We start from the raw sequence: 19,578 nt of genomic DNA on the forward strand, positions 1-19,578 counted from the left end.
TATCAACACTCTTTATTCAGAGTCTTTCTTTTCAGGCGCTTCGCTAGAAGTCGCTTCTGGAGAGCTAGACTTTTCTGCATCTTTCGCAGCGTCCGTTGCTTCTTCTTTAACTTCTGGCTTTGCTTGAGGCTTCTCGCTGTCTTCAGGTTTGCTAGTTGAGTTATCACTCCAACCCGCAGGCTCACGAATTTCAGCTTTGCGCTCCATTAAATCATCAATTTGACGAGCATCAATGGTTTCATACTTCATCAGCGCATCTTTCATCGCATGCATGATATCCATGTTTTCTTGAAGAATCTTCTTCGCACGGTCATAGTTGCGGTCAATGATTTGACGAACTTCATCATCAATCAGCTTCGCCGTATCATCAGATACATGCTTAGTCTGAGTCACGCTACGACCAAGGAACACCTCACCTTCATCTTCTGCATACAGTAGAGGACCAAGCTTTTCAGAGAAACCCCATTGAGTAACCATCTTACGAGCAATATCAGTTGCACGTTCAATATCGTTTGACGCGCCTGTTGAGACTTTATCAGCACCGTAGATAAGCTCTTCCGCTAGACGACCACCGTACAAGCTAGAGATCATAGACTCTAGATGCTGGCGAGACATGCTGACACGGTCTTGCTCTGGTAGGTACATAGTCACACCCAACGCGCGACCGCGTGGAATGATCGACACCTTGTACACTGGATCGTGCTCAGGTACTAAACGACCAACAATTGCGTGACCCGCTTCGTGATAAGCCGTTGACTCTTTTGTCTCTTCAGACATAACCATTGAACGGCGCTCGGCACCCATCATGATTTTGTCTTTCGCTAATTCGAATTCAACCATAGAAACGTTACGCTTGTTACCGCGCGCAGCAAATAGCGCCGCTTCGTTGACTAGGTTTGCTAAATCAGCACCAGAGAAGCCTGGTGTACCACGAGCGATTAGAGAAGGCTCTACGTCACCTGCTAGAGGGACTTTACGCATGTGTACTTTTAGAATCTGCTCACGACCACGTACATCTGGCAATCCAACCACCACTTGGCGGTCAAAACGACCAGGACGTAGCAATGCTGGGTCAAGAACGTCTGGACGGTTAGTAGCAGCGATTACGATGATACCTTCGTTACCTTCGAAACCATCCATCTCTACTAGCATTTGGTTTAGTGTTTGTTCACGTTCATCGTGACCACCACCAACACCAGCACCACGCTGACGACCTACCGCATCGATTTCATCGATGAAGATAATACAAGGCGCTGCTTTCTTAGCTTGTTCGAACATGTCACGTACACGAGATGCACCGACACCCACAAACATTTCTACGAAATCTGAACCCGAGATGGTAAAAAACGGTACTTTTGCTTCACCAGCAATGGCTTTCGCTAAAAGCGTTTTACCAGTACCGGGAGGACCTACCATTAACACACCAGTAGGAATCTTACCGCCCAGTTTTTGGAAGCGGCTTGGATCACGCAAGTAGTCCACCAGCTCTTTCACGTCTTCTTTTGCTTCGTCACAACCTGCAACGTCAGCAAAGGTGGTCTTGATTTGCTCTTCGCTCATCATTCGAGCTTTACTCTTACCAAAAGACATGGCGCCTTTACCGCCGCCGCCCTGCATTTGACGCATGAAGAAAATCCATACACCAATCAGTAAGATCATTGGGAACCAAGAAATGAAAATAGTACCAAGCAAGCTCTGCTCTTCTGGAGGCGTGCCCTGTACTTTCACGTTTTGGTTAATTAGGTCATCTAGAAGCTTTTGGTCATACACTGGCATGTAAGTGACCATTTTGGCACCGCCGCCACGACGAACAAAGCTAATTTCACCGTCTTTAAAAGTTGCTTCTTGAATCTGGCCTTGGCCAACTTCCTGTACAAACGTGGTGTAATCCACGGTTCTGCCATTGCTTTCTCCAGGGCCAAAGCTCTGGAATACCGACATCAATACGACGGCGATAACAAGCCACAGAATTAAATTTTTTGCCATGTCACTCAAGGTGTAAGCCTCTCGATAACTAATTGTAATTAAAGGTAGGGTACTACAGTTCATTCACTGTAGCTATAGTGTTAACACGCTCTCAAGAGAGCAAAATGGTTAACCTTTGTAACCAGTGGCTACAACAAAGACTTCTCGAGAGCGAGCTCGCGATGAGTCTGGTTTTCTAATTTTTACGGCTTTAAACATGTCTCGGACTTCTTTCACATACTGATCGAAGCCTTCCCCCTGGAAAACCTTTACGACAAAGCTACCATTAGGCGCTAGAACTTGTCGACACATATCTAAAGCCAATTCAACTAAATACATAGCACGAGGTTGGTCAACAGAGTTATTTCCCGCAATATTAGGTGCCATGTCAGACATTACTACGTCTACCATTGAAGGTTGGATTCTTTCTAGCAAAGCTTCCAATACAGCATCATCGCGAAAGTCGCCTTGTAAAAAGCTGACACCCGCAATCGGGTCCATAGGAAGCAAATCACACGCAATGATCTGACCACTGTCTCCTACTATCTTAGCAGCATATTGAGACCACCCGCCCGGTGCCGCACCCAAATCGACGACTGTCATCCCAGGCTTTAACAATTTATCTTTCGTTTGAATCTCATCGATCTTGAAATAAGCACGTGAGCGATAGCCTTTTTTACGAGCCTCATTCGCGTATTTATCATCAAAGTGTTCTTTCAACCAACGACCAGAACTAGCCGAATGTTTTTGTTTACTCATTTTAATCCCAACAAGGCGCAAATTGGAGCTATTGTTTTAATAGGCGCTACCTATTACTCAATAAATTATAGTCTTCAGCAATAGATGGCGTTAAAATAGCTTTTTTCAACCCTTATTTTAAAGAAAATTGGCCGCGTAATGAACCTAAGCACCAAACAAAAGCAGCACCTTAAAGGCCTAGCTCACAGTTTAAAACCTGTCGTGCTAATGGGCGCAAATGGACTTACAGAAGCCGTGCTAGCAGAAATTGAAATCGCTCTTAACCATCACGAACTGATCAAAGTAAAAGTTGCTTCAGAAGATCGTGAAACAAAACAGCTAATCATCGACGCTATCGTACGTGAGACGGGCGCAGAAAAAGTTCAGACTATTGGTAAAGTGCTTGTGCTGTACCGCCAGTCTGAAGAGCGTAAAATCGAAATCCCTCGTAAGTAATTCTACTTACGTTGCTGAAGAAAAAAGGTCGCCATTGGCGACCTTTTTGCGTTTTATTGGAGTAACAGACTACTCTCAACGACTTAGATGTACTCTACTCGGTCGATTTCGAAGTCTTTCGCGCCACCCGGAGTTTGAATAGCAACCTCATCGCCTTCCATCTTACCGATCAAGCCACGAGCAATTGGTGAGCTTACTGAAATACGGCCAGCTTTAATGTCTGCTTCGTCATCACCAACAATTTGGTATGTTTTTTCTTCTTCGGTGTCGATGTCAATCAAGGTTACGGTTGAACCAAAAATAACTTTACCCGTGTTCTCCATCTTCGTTACATCAATTACTTGAGCAACTGACAGTTTGTATTCAATGTCACGGATTTGTGCTTCACAGATACCCTGCTCTTCTCGAGCGGCGTGATATTCTGCGTTCTCTTTTAAATCACCTAACTCACGAGCTTCAGCGATTGCCTCTGAAATTTGAGGACGTAGTTTAAGTAGACGATCGAGTTCTGCACGTAGCTTTTGCTCGCCACGTAGTGTCATTGGAACTTTTTCCATTTTATAACCTCAAGCCCAAATGGGTCTTTGGACAAAAAAAGCCCACCCTGCCATAGGGCTGGGTAGTGCGCTTAAAGATGTATTTCATTTAGTGTAAACAAACTCCCGGACGAAATCATCTTAATTCGAAAGGCTGTAAGACTATGCATTTTCGGCATAATGATATAAGTCACTTTTAGAACGATTCTAGAGTGCATCACTGTCGCAATTTGTTGAAAAACAACACTGTTCATTACACAAAAAACATCAAAAAAGATAAAAACTAATCAATGTCAGACGAATGTTACAACCAAAAAATCTCACTCAAAACAAAGAGTTAAACCAAAAACTAGAGCAATCGAACAGTGTTCATAGATACGATTTATATCATTTTACTAACTCATACGGAAACTTTAGAAGTAAAACATGTCCAGCGAGTTGTTAGATCAAAGGCTTACAAGGGCGAATTATACCGCTCATTGGCCGATTATAGACCAACAACTTGTGAGAGATTACCTCTCCCCCATACAACAATGATTATGGACAGCTAACTAGGACAAATAAGATGAAAAAGACTCTAATTGCTCTTTCTGTATCTGCAGCAGCTATGGCAACTGGCGTAAACGCAGCTGAACTTTACAACCAAGACGGCACTTCTCTAGAAATGGGCGGCCGTGCTGAAGCACGTCTATCTATGAAAGATGGCGACGCTCAAGACAAATCTCGCATCCGTCTAAACTTCCTTGGTAAACAAGAGATCAATGACAACCTATACGGTGTTGGTTTCTGGGAAGGTGAATTTGAGACTGCTCAAAACGGTACTGTAGACGGCGACGACAAGAGCGATCTAGAAACTCGTCTTGCTTACGCTGGTCTTGGTGGTGCTTACGGTGAGTTCGCATACGGTAAAACTGAAGGTGCACTAGGCGTTATCACTGACTTCACTGATATCATGGCTTACCACGGTAACTCTGCAGCAGACAAACTAGCTGTAGCAGACCGTACAGACAACATGATGGCTTACAAAGGTCAATTCGAAAACCTAAGTGTTAAAGCAAGCTACCGCTTCGCTGACCGTACAGAGCTAAAAGCAGACGGTACTCCTGCTGGTGAAAACGATCGCGTTGATCACTACTCAGACAACAAACAAGACGGCTACTCTCTATCTGCAATCTACGCAGTAGCAGACACAGGTCTTGAGCTAGGTGCTGGTTACGCAGACCAAGACGAAGCTAACGAATACATGCTAGCTGCATCTTACACTATGGGTGACCTATACTTCGCTGGTATCTTCACTGACGGTGAAAAAGCGAAAACTGAAGGTGACTACACTGGTTACGAACTAGCTGGTGCTTACACTCTAGGTCAAACAGTATTCACAACAACGTACAACAACGCAGAAACTAACAACGAAACTTCTGCTAACAACTTCGCTGTTGATGCATCTTACTACTTCAAGCCTAACTTCCGTGGTTACGTTTCATACAACTTCAACCTAATCGACTCTGGCGATAAACTAGGTAAAGTTGGTGGCAACACTACAGCATCTAAAGCTGATGCAGAAGACGAGCTAGCTCTAGGTCTACGTTACGACTTCTAATTCCGGTCTTTGACTAGAATATCGAATGCCCGCTTCAAGCGGGCATTTTTTATACTCCATTTTAAGCCGCGCGCCTTTCTCTCATGTCTCATTCCTGATGACATATAAAGCATTTCTTTAGTTACCTAGCATATTGAAAGGACTTGCGTATACTCAATCACATAACTCACCTTAGAAAGTATCATTATGCGTTTACGTTGGCCCTTGCTCATATTCTCTTCATTACTTTCTGCTTTTTCACAAGCGTACCCTCATCAAGAAGTGTTGCCGGAAGGCTCTCGCATCAGTTTAGTCGCGGAAAAACTCAGTGAGAATGCTGAACTTGACGGTGTTCATCCTACCGAACAATTATTCCCACCAGCCAGTACATTAAAAATCGTCACAGCATTAGCGGCGAAGTTAGAGCTGGGTGATAACTTCCGCTTTCGAACCAAGCTAGAAGCGTCGAGCTCAGACGCAGTGATTTACTTTGTCGGCGATCCAACGCTCCAAACCAACGATTTAAAATCACTTCTTACCCTAGCCAAGAAAAATGGTTTAAAACGTATTGACGGTGACTTATGGCTCGATAACAGCGCATTCACTGGTTACAACCGTGCAGTAGGCTGGCCGTGGGATATCTTGGGAGTTTGCTACAGCGCTCCGGCATCGACCATCACACTCAACAACAACTGTGTGCAGGCTTCTATCTATACGCAAAAAGACGGTGGGACTCGAGTCTACGTACCTGAGCATCAACCTATTCGTGTAACAAGTACTGTCGAGACCGTTTCTAAAACCATTAAGAAAAGTCGTCATTGCGATTTAGGCTTAGTCGCAAACCCTGATAACAACTACAAACTAACTGGATGCTTAGTTGAGAGGGAGAAACCATTGCCACTTAAATTTGCCATTCAAGATCCTGAACTTTATACCAGCCATAGATTGGCAGCTTTGCTTAAGCAGCTCAATATTGAGTTATCAGGAAAGATTAGGATCGGTTCGGCTCCGGAAAAACAGCGCAAGCTAATCGCCATGCATCAATCAGAGGCATTACCAGACATTCTGGAAGAGATGCTTAAAAACTCTGATAACTTGATTGCAGATACATTAACCAAAACACTTGGCGCTACGTTTTTTGTTCAGTCAGGTAGCTTTGCCAACGGTACAGAGGCGATCAAGCAGATCATTTTCGCCAACACTGGTATTGATATTCGTAATGCGCGCCTGGAAGACGGCTCAGGACTTTCGCGAAACAACCGTATTTCCGCCACCAAAATGGCGGAAATTCTTCGTTATATTTGGAAGCACGAAGACGAGCTTAAACTGATCGCCATCATGCCGAAGTCAGGTGAGTCAGGCACACTAAAGTACCGACAAAGTATGCGAAAGTTGCCTATTAAAGGACAATTGATCGCCAAAAGCGGCTCCCTCTACGGAACTTACAACATGGCCGGATATGGCTTGGATAAAAATGGTCAACCTAATACCGTTTTTGTTCAGTTTGTTTCAGACTACTTCCCAGAAAAAAGGGACGATAACAAACCTGTCATCGCCCCTATTACACATTTTGAGCAGCTTTTTTACAATGATATTGTGAACTTTAGTCAGGCAATACCTAAGAAATAGTTCACCACGTTAAAGTAAATCCACATTCCTGAAATATCGACGATAGACGCAAGAACTGGACTCACCAATACGGCTGGGTCCAACTTGCAAGCTCGTGCAATAATTGGCAACAGCCCGCCCAATGTTGTAGAAATGGTGACTTGAATGAACAGCGCAACTGCTATTGCCAGTGCGATATCGGTAAGTTCAAAGCCCCCTGTTGATTGACCGGCACTAAATAACATAATGCGTCCAATCATCACGATAGCGATAGCTAACGCAATAAATAGAGCAACGCGGCTCTCTTTCCACAAAACTTCTAACCATTGGCGTTTTTTTAGCTCTCCAGTTGCAAGAGCACGAATCACCAAAGTTGCAGCTTGTGTTCCTGTATTACCACCAGCCGCAGCGATCACAGGCATGTACACCGCAAGCAAAACGAGCTGGCTAAGGGTGTCCTCATACTGAGCAATGATCAAACCCGACACAATCCCTAAAAGGGCCAGTGCAATGATCCACCCAATACGCTGCTTCACGTGCCCCAAAACACTAGTCGATAAATAACCATCAGGTGTATCAACTTCAGACATATGCAAACCCAATTGGTGAGCATAATGACGTGCGCGTTTGTCATGGCCTGCTTGCTCAAGTTGAGCAATAAGACTATTCACATAACCGACAGAGCAATGCTGCAAAATACCTACCGCCTCATCAATCGGCATGATCGTAAGCAAATGGATTTGTTGCTCTTGCTCATACTGCAAAAATGCATTGCGAGCTGCACCAATTTCTACTTCAGAAAAGTTTGGTGTTGTTTCAATAAAAGTGTTGTTCATTACCGTCATGGCGAATCTCCCGATTGGCATTGGTAACGACCATCGACAAGGCACGCAAAGTCAATCTTGCATACTTAAAGTCACACAACAATTAAGATGCACAGAGAAAACCAATGCGGATGCACTGTCTATTCAGAATGTATGAAGGAAATAACGAGAAGAAAATTAGAAAAGATGCCTCACCACTTAGGTAAGGCGGAGATTGCCAATACCGAAGCGGGTTATTTCGCTCCCTTGCTCTTACTCACCCAACGACTGGGAGGATGGTCGGTATTGTTCATGTAAATCTCCGATAACGCTGCCATTATTGGCAGCGTGAGTATAGTAGCAAAGTTCAACATGTTTGGAAGTTTTACTTTGTCTTTTTCGCTAAATTTTTATACAAAAAAAGCGCCCATCAGGCGCTTTCATTTGCAGCGATTATTGATTACTGAATAGTAATACGTGCAAATTTACGTTTGCCCACTTGGAACACGTAAGTACCCGCTTCTGGAGCAAATTTGCTGTCCGCAATTTTTTCACCATCCATCTTCACTGCGCCCTGCTTAACCATACGCATCGCATCTGACGATGATGGGCATAAGCCAGCTTCTTTCAACAAATTGCTCACTGGGCGACCTGCATCAAAATCAAATTCTGGCATTTCATCAGGAATTTGATTCTTCGCAAAACGGTTTACGAATTCTTGCTCTGCCGCATCTGCATCAGCTTCACTGTGGAAACGAGCAATAATTTCTTTTGCTAGCAATACTTTGATGTCACGAGGGTTTTTGCCCGCTTCTACATCAGCTTTGAATTGAGCAATCTCTTCCAGAGGACGGAAAGATAGCAGCTCGTAGTAGCTCCACATTAGGTCATCAGAAATAGACATGATTTTACCAAACATTTCGCTTGGCGCTTCGCTGATACCGATGTAGTTGTTTGCTGACTTAGACATCTTCTTCTCGCCATCAAGGCCCACTAGAAGAGGCATCATCAGAACAACCTGTGGTTTTTGACCGTGAGACTTTTGCAGTTCACGACCCATTAGCAGGTTGAACTTCTGGTCAGTACCACCAAGCTCAACGTCAGTTTCCATTGCTACTGAGTCCCAACCTTGTAGAAGTGGGTACATGAACTCATGAATAGCAATTGGCTGACCACCCGCGTAACGCTTTTTAAAGTCATCACGTTCTAGCATACGAGCAACGGTTTGGTTTGCAGCAAGACGAATCATACCTTCTGCACCAAGCTCAGATAACCACTCAGAGTTGAACTGAATCTTAGTTTTTGCAGGGTCTAGAATTTTGAATACCTGCTCTTTGTAAGTTTCTGCATTACGCAATACGTCTTCGCGGCTTAGCGGTGGACGTGTTGTGTTTTTACCTGTTGGGTCACCAACCATTGCAGTGAAGTCACCAATTAGGAACGTCACCTCATGACCTAGCTCTTGGAACAAGCGAAGCTTATTGAAAATAACCGTATGACCTAGGTGAATATCTGGAGCCGTAGGATCCGCACCCAATTTAATACGTAGAGGACGGTCTTCTTTTAGTTTTGCGATAAGCTCTTCTTCTGGAATCAGCTCTTCAACACCGCGCTTAATCTCGGCTAGTGCAGCTTCAATGCTCGCCATTCTTGTTCACTCCCACAGATTTGGCAAAAATATAATAGCTGAACATATTACTTGAATAGCGATGCATTTTGAAACACGTTAGACTAGGTAGTTGTCAATTTTTCCGTTTAATTTAGCAATCAAGTACCTCATGCATTCGATTTTTGTCCGACTTCCACTCTTGCACAAAGTATTGATCGGTTTTTTTAGTGCGCTGATTATCTTCGCGCTCTTCTTTTTACCTGATCCGCAAGACCTAGACCCGCAGCAGAGCCGATTAAAAGTTGGTCAACATTATCCTGTGCCAGTTTCCCTAGAACTCAGTGCACTAAACAGTTCGTCTCCAGCGTCCTCCGCTGTACTGCGTTGGGAAACATACAAAGTGAAAAATGGTGAGAGTGCCGCCATCTTGTTTAGTCGCGTGGGGCTTTCTGCCCGCCTATTGCATGAGCTTGTCTCATCAGACAAAGAAGTGGAAAAGCAATTAACCCGGCTTCGACCTGGCGATCGATTGCAATTCGGTTTTGATGAAAACAACGACTTAGTACAGTTAAGAAGAACATTAAGCGCATTCGAAACTTTTCGTATCACGTTAAAAGACGGCAAATACGTCTCAGAAGTCGATAAAAAAGAAGTCGACTTCCAGTACAACTACGCTGAAGCCACCATCAAATCAAACTTTTGGAATGCGGGAATCTCTTCGGGATTAAATGGCAACCAAATCATGGAACTGGCCGGCATATTTGGCTGGGATATCGACTTTGCTTTAGATATTCGTAAGAACGACAGCTTCCGAGTGCTTTACCAAGAGGAAGTGGTAGAAGGTGAAGTGATTGGACGCGGAAAAATCATTGCTGCGATATTTAAAAACCAAGGCGATACTTTCACCGCAATACTGGATCAGAAAAGTGGCAAGTATTATGACGAAAATGGACGAGCAATGAAAAAGGCGTTCTTGCGCGCACCGTTGGATTTCCGTCGAGTTTCGTCTAACTTCAACCCACGCCGCTTACACCCTGTGACGGGACGCGTTCGCCCTCATAGAGGCACGGACTATGCGGCACCAGTCGGCACCCCGATTTGGGCGGCAGGCGATGGTGTCGTTCAAAAATCGTCTTACAACAAATTTAATGGTAACTACGTTTTCATTAAACATAGCAATACTTACATTACCAAGTACCTGCACTTAACCAAACGTACGGTACGAGCGGGTCAACGCGTTAAACAAGGTCAAACCATTGGTACGCTTGGCGGAACAGGTCGTGTAACAGGCCCTCACTTGCACTATGAGTTCCTTGTGAATGGTGTCCACAAAAACCCGCGTACGGTGAATTTGCCACAGTCTAAATCCCTAACAGGCAAAGCGAGACAAACTTTCATGGCAAACGCAAAAATTAGCATGGACAAGCTTGAGCGCTACAGCAAACTGTTAGCAATGAAGTAAATTGATGCATTGAAAAGGGCAGCTCAGCTGCCCTTTTTGTTTCTTTAATATCATCACGATGAAGCTTACTTTTCGGAGTGATGCTCTCTCCCGAGCATGAGCAAGCATGGTGTCAGAACCAGTGTTAGCAAAGTCGCAAACGCCAATCCACCCGCGACAGCCGTCGCAAGTTGAGACCACCATTGAGTGCTTGGCGCGCCAAATTCCACTTTTTGGTTAACTAAGTCGATGTTCATTTCTAGCACCATTGGCAATAAGCCTAGTATGGTGGTCACCGTCGTGAGTAAAACGGGTCTTAAACGCTGCACACCTGTACGCAAAATCGCCTCAGATTTCTCTAAGCCACGTTTACGCATCTGATTGTAAGTATCGATTAATACGATGTTGTTATTCACAACAATACCTGCAAGCGCAATCACCCCTATTCCCGACATGATGATGCCAAATGGCTTTTGGAAAATAAGCAATCCAGCAAAGACCCCAACGGTAGAAAACAACACAGCACTGAGGATTAAGAAAGCTTGATAAAAGCTATTAAACTGCGTAATTAAAATCAGAGCCATCACACCAAGCGCGACAATAAAAGCATTTTGTAAGAATGCTGATGAGTTTTCCTGCTCTTCATTTTGACCCCGAATCTTATATTCAATGCCTTCCGGTAAGTCGAGCTGTTCCATTCCAGCGGCAATCTTCGGTAGCTCAAGCGCTAAATTGTAACCTTCCACCATGTCTGCTTTGATATTGATAACTCGATGGCCGTCTACACGACGAATGGTATCTTGCTTATGATCTGGCTTAATTTGAGCAAAGTTCGTGATTGGCACCAAACCAGCCGCCGTTTTCACTCTCAGTTGGTCAAATCGACCAATATCGCGCTTATCTTGTGGATAGCGCACCAAAATATCGACTTCTTCATCCGCATCATCGGGCAAATAATCGCCTATTTTCAAACCGTTTGTAACAAACTGAACAGTATTCCCGACTAAGGTCGCATCCGCTGCAAAGCGAGAGGCGTCATCTCGCTGGATGTCAATTTGCCAATCAATCCCTTCCTTATTAGTGGTATCACTCAAATTGGTCAGTGCAGGATTACCATCAGCCCAGTGTCGGACTTGTTTGGCCGCTTCATCTAACGCACTAACACTCAAGTTTCGTGATGACACTTCAATCACGAGATCATGCTCGACAGGCGGTCCTGCGTCCGGGAATTTATACTCAAGTTCAACACCATAAAAGCGATCTGTCGTCTCTTTTAGTTCCTCAATAATGGTTTTCACTTTTCGTCGATACTGCCAATCCACAGGTGTTATCTGAATCTGGCCGATTTCATCCCCATTATCACTTGAGCCTGTACGCGTGTAGACACTTTCAAACTCGTCATGACCGAGCATCACCTTCTCGATTTCACGCATAACAACATCTTTTTCGTGAATAGACAGGTCACCATAAGAACGAACTTTAACGGTAAAAAAGGCAGGGTCCACTTCAGGGAAAAACTCTGCACCCAAGCCAGCTTTGTTGTAAGTGAAGCCGACACCTGCCGCTAGCAGTATCGCGCTGAGTAAGACTTTCCATGGATGACGAATCGCTACCGACAGAGTCTGGTAATAAAGCTTGGTAATGCCTGTCGCTTTTTCAAAGTTGCCGTTATGCAGCTCAACCATTTCTCGCTGAGCTTTCTGATTGACTACTTGATGCTTGCCAATGATCCCACCAATGACAGGAACGAACAGCAACGCCATCATCAGCGAAGCGGCCAAAGTAGCAATTAAAGTGAGTGGTAAGTACTTCATGAACTCACCGGTGATGTCAGGCCAGAAAAGCAGCGGAGCAAACGCTGCCAATGTGGTTGCAGTGGATGCGGTAATTGGCCATGCCATCCGCTTTGCTGCATCTCGATAGGCTTCTTTACGTGGCGTACCTTCTTGCATGCGCCTGTCAGCAAACTCTGTCACCACAATGGCACCATCCACCAACATGCCCACCGCCATAATTAAGGCAAACAGTACGACGATATTGACCGTCAACCCAAATACCGATAACACCAACAACCCAGTCAAGAACGATCCCGGAATAGAAATACCTACGAGAAGAGCGGTCCTAACCCCCAATATAGCAATAATGACGATCACGACGAGGATAATTGCGGATAAGATATTGTTTTGTAGATCACTGAGCATCAATTTGACATCGTCGGATTGATCCCAAGTGTATTTGACTTGCAAATTGTCGGGCCACTCGGCTCGCTGTTGTCCCTGAGCCAGTACTTCTTTTACCAGCTCGACCGTTTCAATGATGTTTTCCCCTGCCCGTTTTTTTACGTCCAAAACGATGGCAGATTCACCATCTAAACGAGCAAAACTTTCAGGATCGCGAAATGCACGTCGTACTGTCGCCACATCGCCAAAGGTGATCACCTCTTTGCCATTCACTTTGATTGGCAGTTCAAGCACATCTTTCAGTGAATCAAACACCGATGGGACTTTTACCGAAAAGCGTCCATACCCAGTATCGACAAATCCCGCTGCAACCACTCGGTTATTCAAGGCGATTAAATTATAAATATCCGCTTGATCGAGACCGTAGCTTTCCATCAATAGCGGATCGACAACTATTTCCACGATGTCTTCGCGATCCCCTGCGATTTCAACCTCAAGAACCTGACGGAAACTCTCCAAACGATCACGTAGCGTTCTGGCAATCTGTACAATGGTCCGCTCTGGTACGGTGCCATATAGAACAACAGTCAAAACAGGCTCTTCAGATGCAAACGTGACTTCATTTACCGTTGGCTCATCACTGTCCTCTGGTAATTTTGGCTTCGCAAGATCAACGGCGTCTCGGACATCTGCCATCGCTTTATCAAGATCCACTCCAACACTAAATTCCAGCGTCACCGAAGCATGACCTTCTGATGCCACAGAGGTCATCTCTTTTACGCCTTCAATAGAGCGCAACTCTTGCTCTATTGGGCGAACTAATAAACGCTCGGCATCGACGGGAGAAATGCCTTGATGTCCAACGGAAACGTAGATAATAGGAATGGTAATATCAGGGCTCGATTCCTTGGGGATAGTGACGTAAGTAATGACACCGGCAATTAAGATCATCACCAATAATGTCAGCATAGTGCGAGCGCGAGATAACGCAGCATCAATCAGAGTGTACATAGGTGCTCCTTACTGCTCACTAGCCGCTTCAACAACTACGTCATCAACTTTGTTGGCCAGTACTTGATCGCCATCGCGTACAAACCCTTGCCCCAGTACGATAATATCGGCTCGCTCTCCTAACCCAGAGAGCCAAACACCATCATCCTCGGCCTTAACGAGCTGAATCGGAACAAATTCAACATGCTCATTACGCAGTGTTTTAACACCTAAATTACCTTCTTCATCGAGTGCTAGCATTGCAGCCGTAATCTTTACCGCTAACACTTCACTCAACGGCAACTGTACTTCAGCGCTCATACCGGCCGGAATTCTTGCGTCTTGGTTATCAATTTCGATTTCAATTGGAAAGGTGTTAGTAGAAGCAGAAGAAACACGCCCAATGTAGCGTACCCGACCTTGATAATGCTGTTGGTTAATGGTTCTTACATCGGCTTGTAAGCCTTCCTTAAGATATTGTATATGCCGCTCACTGACATCGGCTTCAATCACCAAAGTGTCCAAATCAATGACCGTCGCAATAGGATCACCAATCCCTACAAAGTCTCCTAACTCAACAAAGTGGTGATCAACAATGCCATCGAATGGTGCTTTCACCTCGGTATTTCTTAATGCCGTTTGCACGTTGCTCAAGTTCGCTCGAGCATCCACCAATGCCGCTTGTGCTGTCGCAAACGCAACTTCGCCCTGTAGTCCGCGACTTTTTAGCGATTTAGCTGCATTAAACTCTTTCTCTTTAACCAACAGCATCGCCTGAGCCCGCTTGAGCTGAATACCAAGATCGCGCTTGTCGATGCTTGCGATCACTTGCCCCTGCTTGACTGTTTGACCTTTTTCTATAGTGAGGCTGACTATTTTACCCGCGACTTCAGCGCCAAGGCGCGCTTGACGATTGGGGGCAGTCCGTCCATACAGTTCGATGGTTTTACTTGTGGGTTCAGCAATAAAGGTGTCGAACATTACCTTTGCAAGTGGCGTGGTGTTCGTTGAAGAGGATGAAGAATTGAGATTATCATCTTGTGCTTTCAGTTGACCGATTGCCAGCCATGCAACAAGAAGCAATATGAGGATAAGAGATACTAGCCACGGGCGCTCGACAATGCGACGTCCGAAAGACGATCCAGACATATAAAGTCCTTTTTATTATTTCTCTGCATATTCTGCGAGAGCGACTTTACGTGACATCCTTCTACGTAAAGTTCAGGCAGCCACTGGCTGCCTGATTGGTGTTAATTACACACTAAACGATGCACCACAACCACATGTTGTCGTTGCATTTGGGTTGTTTACAAAGAAGCGCGCTCCTTCTAACCCTTCTGTGTAGTCGACAATGCCGCCAACGAGATATTGCAGACTCATAGGGTCTACAACCAGTGTTACACCACTGTTTACGATTGTCGTATCGCCTTCGTTTACATTTTCATCAAAAGTAAAGCCGTATTGGAAGCCGCTACAGCCGCCACCAGTAATGTATACGCGCAGTTTCAATGCTGGGTTTTCTTCTTCAGCAATCAATGCTTTAACGCGAGATGCTGCTGCGTCAGAAAAAGATAATGGTACGTTTACTTCGCTCACGAAGACCTCTCTCACTCGTGTAATGCGTCAAGCCTGAAGCAAGACGTCAAATTTGTGCTAATTGAGACGATTATCCAATACCTGACAAACTCGTTCAAGTATTCACCGCCGATTCTTTATAACAGATGCGGATATATAAGATTACACTGCGAAACAACACATAAATTAAGCAAAACGTTTCTAACTTGATTATAGCTAGGTACAATGCGCTCCACTTGGTCCGAGCAATCAAAAGAGGATAACCCCATGACCAAATCATCAGAGCTGTATCAAAAAGCTCAGCAAACCATACCTGGCGGTGTCAATTCACCAGTTCGTGCATTCAACGGCGTTGGCGGCTCTCCGCTATTTATCGAACGAGCAGACGGTCCACTGATTTTTGATGCCGATGGTAAAGCGTACATTGATTACGTTGGCTCTTGGGGTCCAATGATTCTTGGCCACAACCACGCGGTTATCCGCGAAGCCGTCATTGACGCAGCGCAACGTGGCCTTAGCTTCGGCGCGCCGACAGAACTTGAAATCGCGATGGCAGAGTTAGTTTCTGAACTTGTTCCATCAATGGAGCAAATCCGTATGGTAAGTTCTGGTACCGAAGCGACTATGAGCGCGATTCGCCTTGCACGTGGCTTCACTGGTCGCGACAAGATCATGAAGTTTGAAGGTTGTTACCATGGTCACGCAGACAGCTTACTAGTAAAAGCGGGCTCTGGTGCACTGACCCTTGGTCAACCAAGCTCTCCTGGCGTTCCTGCAGATTTTGCTAAGCACACGCTAACAGCAACATTCAACGACCTAGATTCTGTACGTGAGCTATTCGCTGCTAACAAAGGCGAAATCGCTTGTATCATCGTTGAGCCAGTTGCAGGCAACATGAACTGTATCCCACCAGTGGAAGGCTTCCACGAAGGTCTACGTGAAATCTGTGATCAAGAAGGTGCCCTACTGATTTTTGATGAAGTAATGACAGGCTTCCGCGTGGCACTTGGTGGCGCACAAGCGCACTACAACATCAAGCCAGACCTAACGACACTGGGTAAAGTGATCGGTGGTGGTATGCCAGTGGGTGCTTTCGGTGGTCGTAAAGAAGTAATGCAATACGTTGCGCCAACGGGTCCGGTTTACCAAGCGGGTACGCTTTCTGGCAACCCTGTCGCAATGGCTGCAGGCTATGCATGTTTGAACCTTCTTAAAGAAGAAGGCAACGAAAAGCGCCTAGCTTCAAAAACCAAACAACTAGCAGATGGCTTTAAGTCTCTAGCAGAGAAACACGGTATTCCTCTGGTTGTGAACCAAGTGGGCGGCATGTTCGGCTTCTTCTTCACTGACCAAGAAAAAGTGACTTGCTACAAAGACGTAACGAAGTGCGATGTGGAACGCTTCAAACGCTTCTTCCACTTAATGCTCAAACACGGTGTCTACCTAGCGCCTTCAGCGTTCGAGGCGAGCTTTACTTCCCTTGCTCACGGTTCAAAAGAAATCGATGCCACGCTAGAAGCGGCTGACCGCTGTTTTGCAACTCTTGCAGAAGAAGCAAAGTAATCGCTTAAAAGCTGCGATAACTAATTTAAAAAAGGACCATCACGGTCCTTTTTTATTGCCAATTCAATATAACCAATACTGCTAAAACACCAATAACAATGCCAAACCACGGTATTCGTTTGGCTTTTTTCTCGGTTTGACACTTTTTATCACCGTTGCAACAACCCATAGTTCATCTCTTGATTGATAACCGACTGATTTGTGGTCATTATAACAAGGTATATTGCTCTGCTCTAATTCGGCATTGTCATAAGCTTGAAAGAGTTAAGAGTGCAAAGTAATAAAGGTTCAACGCCATCTTTGAAGGCGCAAACCGTAAACGTCACCTGTAAGTTGGACTAATCTCATGCCAAATAATGTAAAAATAACGTCGAGTCACCGAGTGCTAATGGTCGCTTTGCTCGCCGCTGCTTTTGCTTGCTACTTATTGGTTGAGCCATACATCAATTCCATTGTGATGGCTTTTATCATTTCTTTGCTCATGTTTCCGGTACACGAATGGTTTGAGCGAAAAATTCCCAAGCACCCCAATATGGCCGCACTGCTGTCATGTGTCGTCTTGACGTTTATTATCGTTATCCCACTGCTATTTGTGTTTGCAGCCATTGTTCAACAAGGCTCTGTTTTTTCACAAAATACGTACAACTGGGTCACTAATGGCGGAATCCAAGATATATTCCAACATCCTTTTGTTATCAAAGGCTTATCCATAGTTAATGAGTACTTACCTTTCGATAAAATCGAGCCAAAAGCCATTGCTGAGAAAATTGGTCAATTTGCTACATCGTTTGGCTCTAACTTAGTTGCTATCAGCGCCAAGATTTTAGGAGACGCCACCAACTTCCTAATGAACTTCTTCCTGATGCTGTTTGTGCTGTTTTTTCTGCTTCGTGACCACGACAAAATTATCTCTGCGATTCGTCATATTCTGCCACTCTCACGTAGCCAAGAAGACCGCATATTGACAGAGATAGAGCAAGTTTCTAAATCAGCCGTGATGGGCTCATTCCTAACGGCTATCGCACAGGGTCTGGCTGGCGGTATCGGTATGTGGCTCGCTGGCTTCCCGGGGTTATTCTGGGGAACGATGATGGGCTTTGCATCATTCATTCCAGTGGTCGGAACCGCACTGATCTGGATTCCTGCAGCAGCGTACTTGTTCTTAACAGGCGATATGACTTGGGCTATCTTCTTGACGGTGTGGAGTGTGGTCGTCGTTGGCTCTATAGATAACCTATTGCGTCCGCTGCTAATGCAAGGCAGCGCCGGCATGAACACCCTAATGATTTTCTTCTCGTTACTGGGTGGCCTGCATCTATTTGGATTGATCGGCCTGATTTACGGTCCACTGATTTTTGCCGTGACAATGGTACTGTTTAATATCTACGAAGAAGAATTCAAAGACTTCCTCAACCAGCAAGACAACAGCTAGTCACAGCTTAATCACTTCAAGCTTGGGGCAGATTGTGCGAAAATCTGCCCCAATTATTTCTGATGAACCCAATTTATGTCTGCTTATATCGCTCCTAGCCAAATCGCTCAGCGTCAGCTCGAGTACTTCAACGGAAAACATGTTTTAGTTGCAGGTGAAGTCGAAGATCTCTTTCCACTTGAACTGAGCAAACACTGTGAATCTGTAGAAGTCTTCACATCAAACTACAGCTTCTACCGTCAAATTCGCACTCATCACAAGGTTAAAAGCCATTTTGGTTCTGAGTTTAATACTGAGACACAAGCAGACATGGTGCTTTTGTACTGGCCTAAAGCCAAAGCCGAAGCCGAATACCTTCTGGCGATGTTGATGGCGAAACTAGGCGTGAACACTGAAATTGTAGTGGTTGGCGAAAACCGCTCAGGTGTTAAAAGCATCGAGAAGATATTCAAAGAGTATGGCCCAGTCAATAAATACGATTCCGCTCGTCGCTGTTCATTTTACTGGGGCACTTGCCTCAATGAACCAAAGCCGTTCAATCAAGCAGACTGGTTTAAAACCTATGCGGTCACACTTGGTGAGCAATCACTGACTGTTAAGAGCTTGCCTGGAGTATTCAGTCATGGCGAATTCGATTTAGGTAGCCGCCTATTACTCGAAACCCTACCTACTCTATCAGGTAAAGTCCTCGACTTTGGATGTGGTGCTGGGGTGTTAGGTGCTTTCATGGCAAAAGCCAATCCAAAAATTGCGATTGAGATGTGTGACATTAACGCGTATGCCATCACATCGAGTCAAGCCACACTAAAAGCCAATGGATTAACCGGCCATGTATTCGCCTCTGATATTTACTCAGACACTGCCGACGATTATCGTTTTATCATCAGTAACCCACCTTTCCACAGTGGTTTAGATACGAACTACAACGCAGCAGAAACACTCTTGGGTCAGGCTCCAAAGTATCTAGATAGCCATGGTGAAATGATCATTGTCGCGAATAGCTTCTTAAAATATCCACCAATTATTGAGCGAGCGTTTAATAATTGCGAGACGCTAAATAAGACCAATAAGTTTTCTATCTACTACGCGAAAAAGTCATAATC

General features: G+C 45.0%; 15 protein-coding genes. 7 read left to right on the forward strand and 8 right to left on the reverse strand.

What is annotated here, in order from left to right; genetic code table 11:
* Positions 1–12 precede the first annotated feature (12 nt).
* Together ftsH and rlmE are read right to left on the reverse strand one after the other, a co-directional pair.
* Positions 13–1,986: an ATP-dependent zinc metalloprotease FtsH gene (gene ftsH / locus L3V30_RS03185; RefSeq protein ID WP_041852890.1), complete on the reverse strand. Its 1,974-nt coding sequence runs from the start codon at positions 1,984–1,986 to the stop codon at positions 13–15.
* A 108-nt stretch (positions 1,987–2,094) separates the two neighbouring features.
* The gene (gene rlmE, locus L3V30_RS03190) at positions 2,095–2,724 is read right to left on the reverse strand and encodes a 23S rRNA (uridine(2552)-2'-O)-methyltransferase RlmE (RefSeq protein ID WP_005388985.1); all 630 of its coding nucleotides are present in this window, start codon (positions 2,722–2,724) and stop codon (positions 2,095–2,097) included.
* A gap of 138 nt (positions 2,725–2,862) precedes the next feature.
* On the opposite strand from rlmE, the gene yhbY reads away from it, so the two are divergent.
* The gene (gene yhbY, locus L3V30_RS03195) at positions 2,863–3,159 is read left to right on the forward strand and encodes a ribosome assembly RNA-binding protein YhbY (RefSeq protein ID WP_005380066.1); all 297 of its coding nucleotides are present in this window, start codon (positions 2,863–2,865) and stop codon (positions 3,157–3,159) included.
* Between the two features lie 83 nt (positions 3,160–3,242).
* On the opposite strand, the gene greA is transcribed toward yhbY, so the two are convergent.
* Positions 3,243–3,716 carry a transcription elongation factor GreA gene (greA, locus tag L3V30_RS03200; protein ID WP_005380065.1) on the reverse strand — a complete coding sequence of 158 codons (474 nt, stop codon included), beginning with the start codon at positions 3,714–3,716 and terminating at the stop codon, positions 3,243–3,245.
* A gap of 544 nt (positions 3,717–4,260) precedes the next feature.
* Here greA and L3V30_RS03205 point away from each other — a divergent pair.
* The gene (locus L3V30_RS03205) at positions 4,261–5,295 is read left to right on the forward strand and encodes a porin (protein WP_054867131.1); all 1,035 of its coding nucleotides are present in this window, start codon (positions 4,261–4,263) and stop codon (positions 5,293–5,295) included.
* Between the two features lie 186 nt (positions 5,296–5,481).
* On the forward strand, positions 5,482–6,903 hold the full coding sequence (dacB, locus tag L3V30_RS03210; protein WP_237308302.1) for a serine-type D-Ala-D-Ala carboxypeptidase: 1,422 nt from the start codon (positions 5,482–5,484) through the stop codon (positions 6,901–6,903).
* Here the strand turns inward: dacB and L3V30_RS03215 are convergent.
* Complete coding sequence (locus L3V30_RS03215; RefSeq protein ID WP_170903292.1) at positions 6,882–7,727, reverse strand: magnesium transporter; 846 nt, start codon at positions 7,725–7,727, stop codon at positions 6,882–6,884. The two genes, dacB and L3V30_RS03215, sit on opposite strands and share 22 nt — an antisense overlap.
* 418 nt (positions 7,728–8,145) lie before the next feature.
* Complete coding sequence (tyrS, locus tag L3V30_RS03220; protein ID WP_012841441.1) at positions 8,146–9,333, reverse strand: tyrosine--tRNA ligase; 1,188 nt, start codon at positions 9,331–9,333, stop codon at positions 8,146–8,148.
* Positions 9,334–9,463: 130 nt separating this feature from the next.
* Between tyrS and L3V30_RS03225 the strand changes: the two genes are divergently transcribed.
* Positions 9,464–10,756, forward strand: a complete 1,293-nt coding sequence (locus tag L3V30_RS03225; RefSeq protein WP_065645536.1) for a peptidoglycan DD-metalloendopeptidase family protein — start codon at positions 9,464–9,466, stop codon at positions 10,754–10,756.
* 65 nt (positions 10,757–10,821) lie between these two features.
* On the opposite strand, the gene vmeK is transcribed toward L3V30_RS03225, so the two are convergent.
* The 3 genes from vmeK to erpA all read right to left on the reverse strand — a co-directional run bounded on the left by vmeK (position 10,822) and on the right by erpA (position 15,501).
* Positions 10,822–13,926: a multidrug efflux RND transporter permease subunit VmeK gene (gene vmeK / locus L3V30_RS03230; protein WP_237308303.1), complete on the reverse strand. Its 3,105-nt coding sequence runs from the start codon at positions 13,924–13,926 to the stop codon at positions 10,822–10,824.
* A 9-nt stretch (positions 13,927–13,935) separates the two neighbouring features.
* The gene (locus L3V30_RS03235) at positions 13,936–15,054 is read right to left on the reverse strand and encodes an efflux RND transporter periplasmic adaptor subunit (protein ID WP_150919379.1); all 1,119 of its coding nucleotides are present in this window, start codon (positions 15,052–15,054) and stop codon (positions 13,936–13,938) included.
* Positions 15,055–15,159: 105 nt separating this feature from the next.
* On the reverse strand, positions 15,160–15,501 hold the full coding sequence (erpA, locus tag L3V30_RS03240) for an iron-sulfur cluster insertion protein ErpA (protein WP_005380031.1): 342 nt from the start codon (positions 15,499–15,501) through the stop codon (positions 15,160–15,162).
* A gap of 246 nt (positions 15,502–15,747) precedes the next feature.
* On the opposite strand from erpA, the gene hemL reads away from it, so the two are divergent.
* From hemL to rsmC, 3 genes are all read left to right on the forward strand, one after another.
* Positions 15,748–17,043 carry a glutamate-1-semialdehyde 2,1-aminomutase gene (gene hemL, locus L3V30_RS03245; protein ID WP_237308304.1) on the forward strand — a complete coding sequence of 432 codons (1,296 nt, stop codon included), beginning with the start codon at positions 15,748–15,750 and terminating at the stop codon, positions 17,041–17,043.
* Between the two features lie 346 nt (positions 17,044–17,389).
* Positions 17,390–18,475: an AI-2E family transporter gene (locus L3V30_RS03250; RefSeq protein WP_237308305.1), complete on the forward strand. Its 1,086-nt coding sequence runs from the start codon at positions 17,390–17,392 to the stop codon at positions 18,473–18,475.
* Between the two features lie 75 nt (positions 18,476–18,550).
* The gene (rsmC, locus tag L3V30_RS03255; RefSeq protein WP_237308306.1) at positions 18,551–19,576 is read left to right on the forward strand and encodes a 16S rRNA (guanine(1207)-N(2))-methyltransferase RsmC; all 1,026 of its coding nucleotides are present in this window, start codon (positions 18,551–18,553) and stop codon (positions 19,574–19,576) included.
* Positions 19,577–19,578: the final 2 nt, after the last annotated feature.

Origin of the sequence: Vibrio sp. A1-1 (assembly GCF_021728175.1) — a bacterium.
Classification (GTDB): Bacteria; Pseudomonadota; Gammaproteobacteria; order Enterobacterales; family Vibrionaceae; genus Vibrio; species Vibrio diabolicus.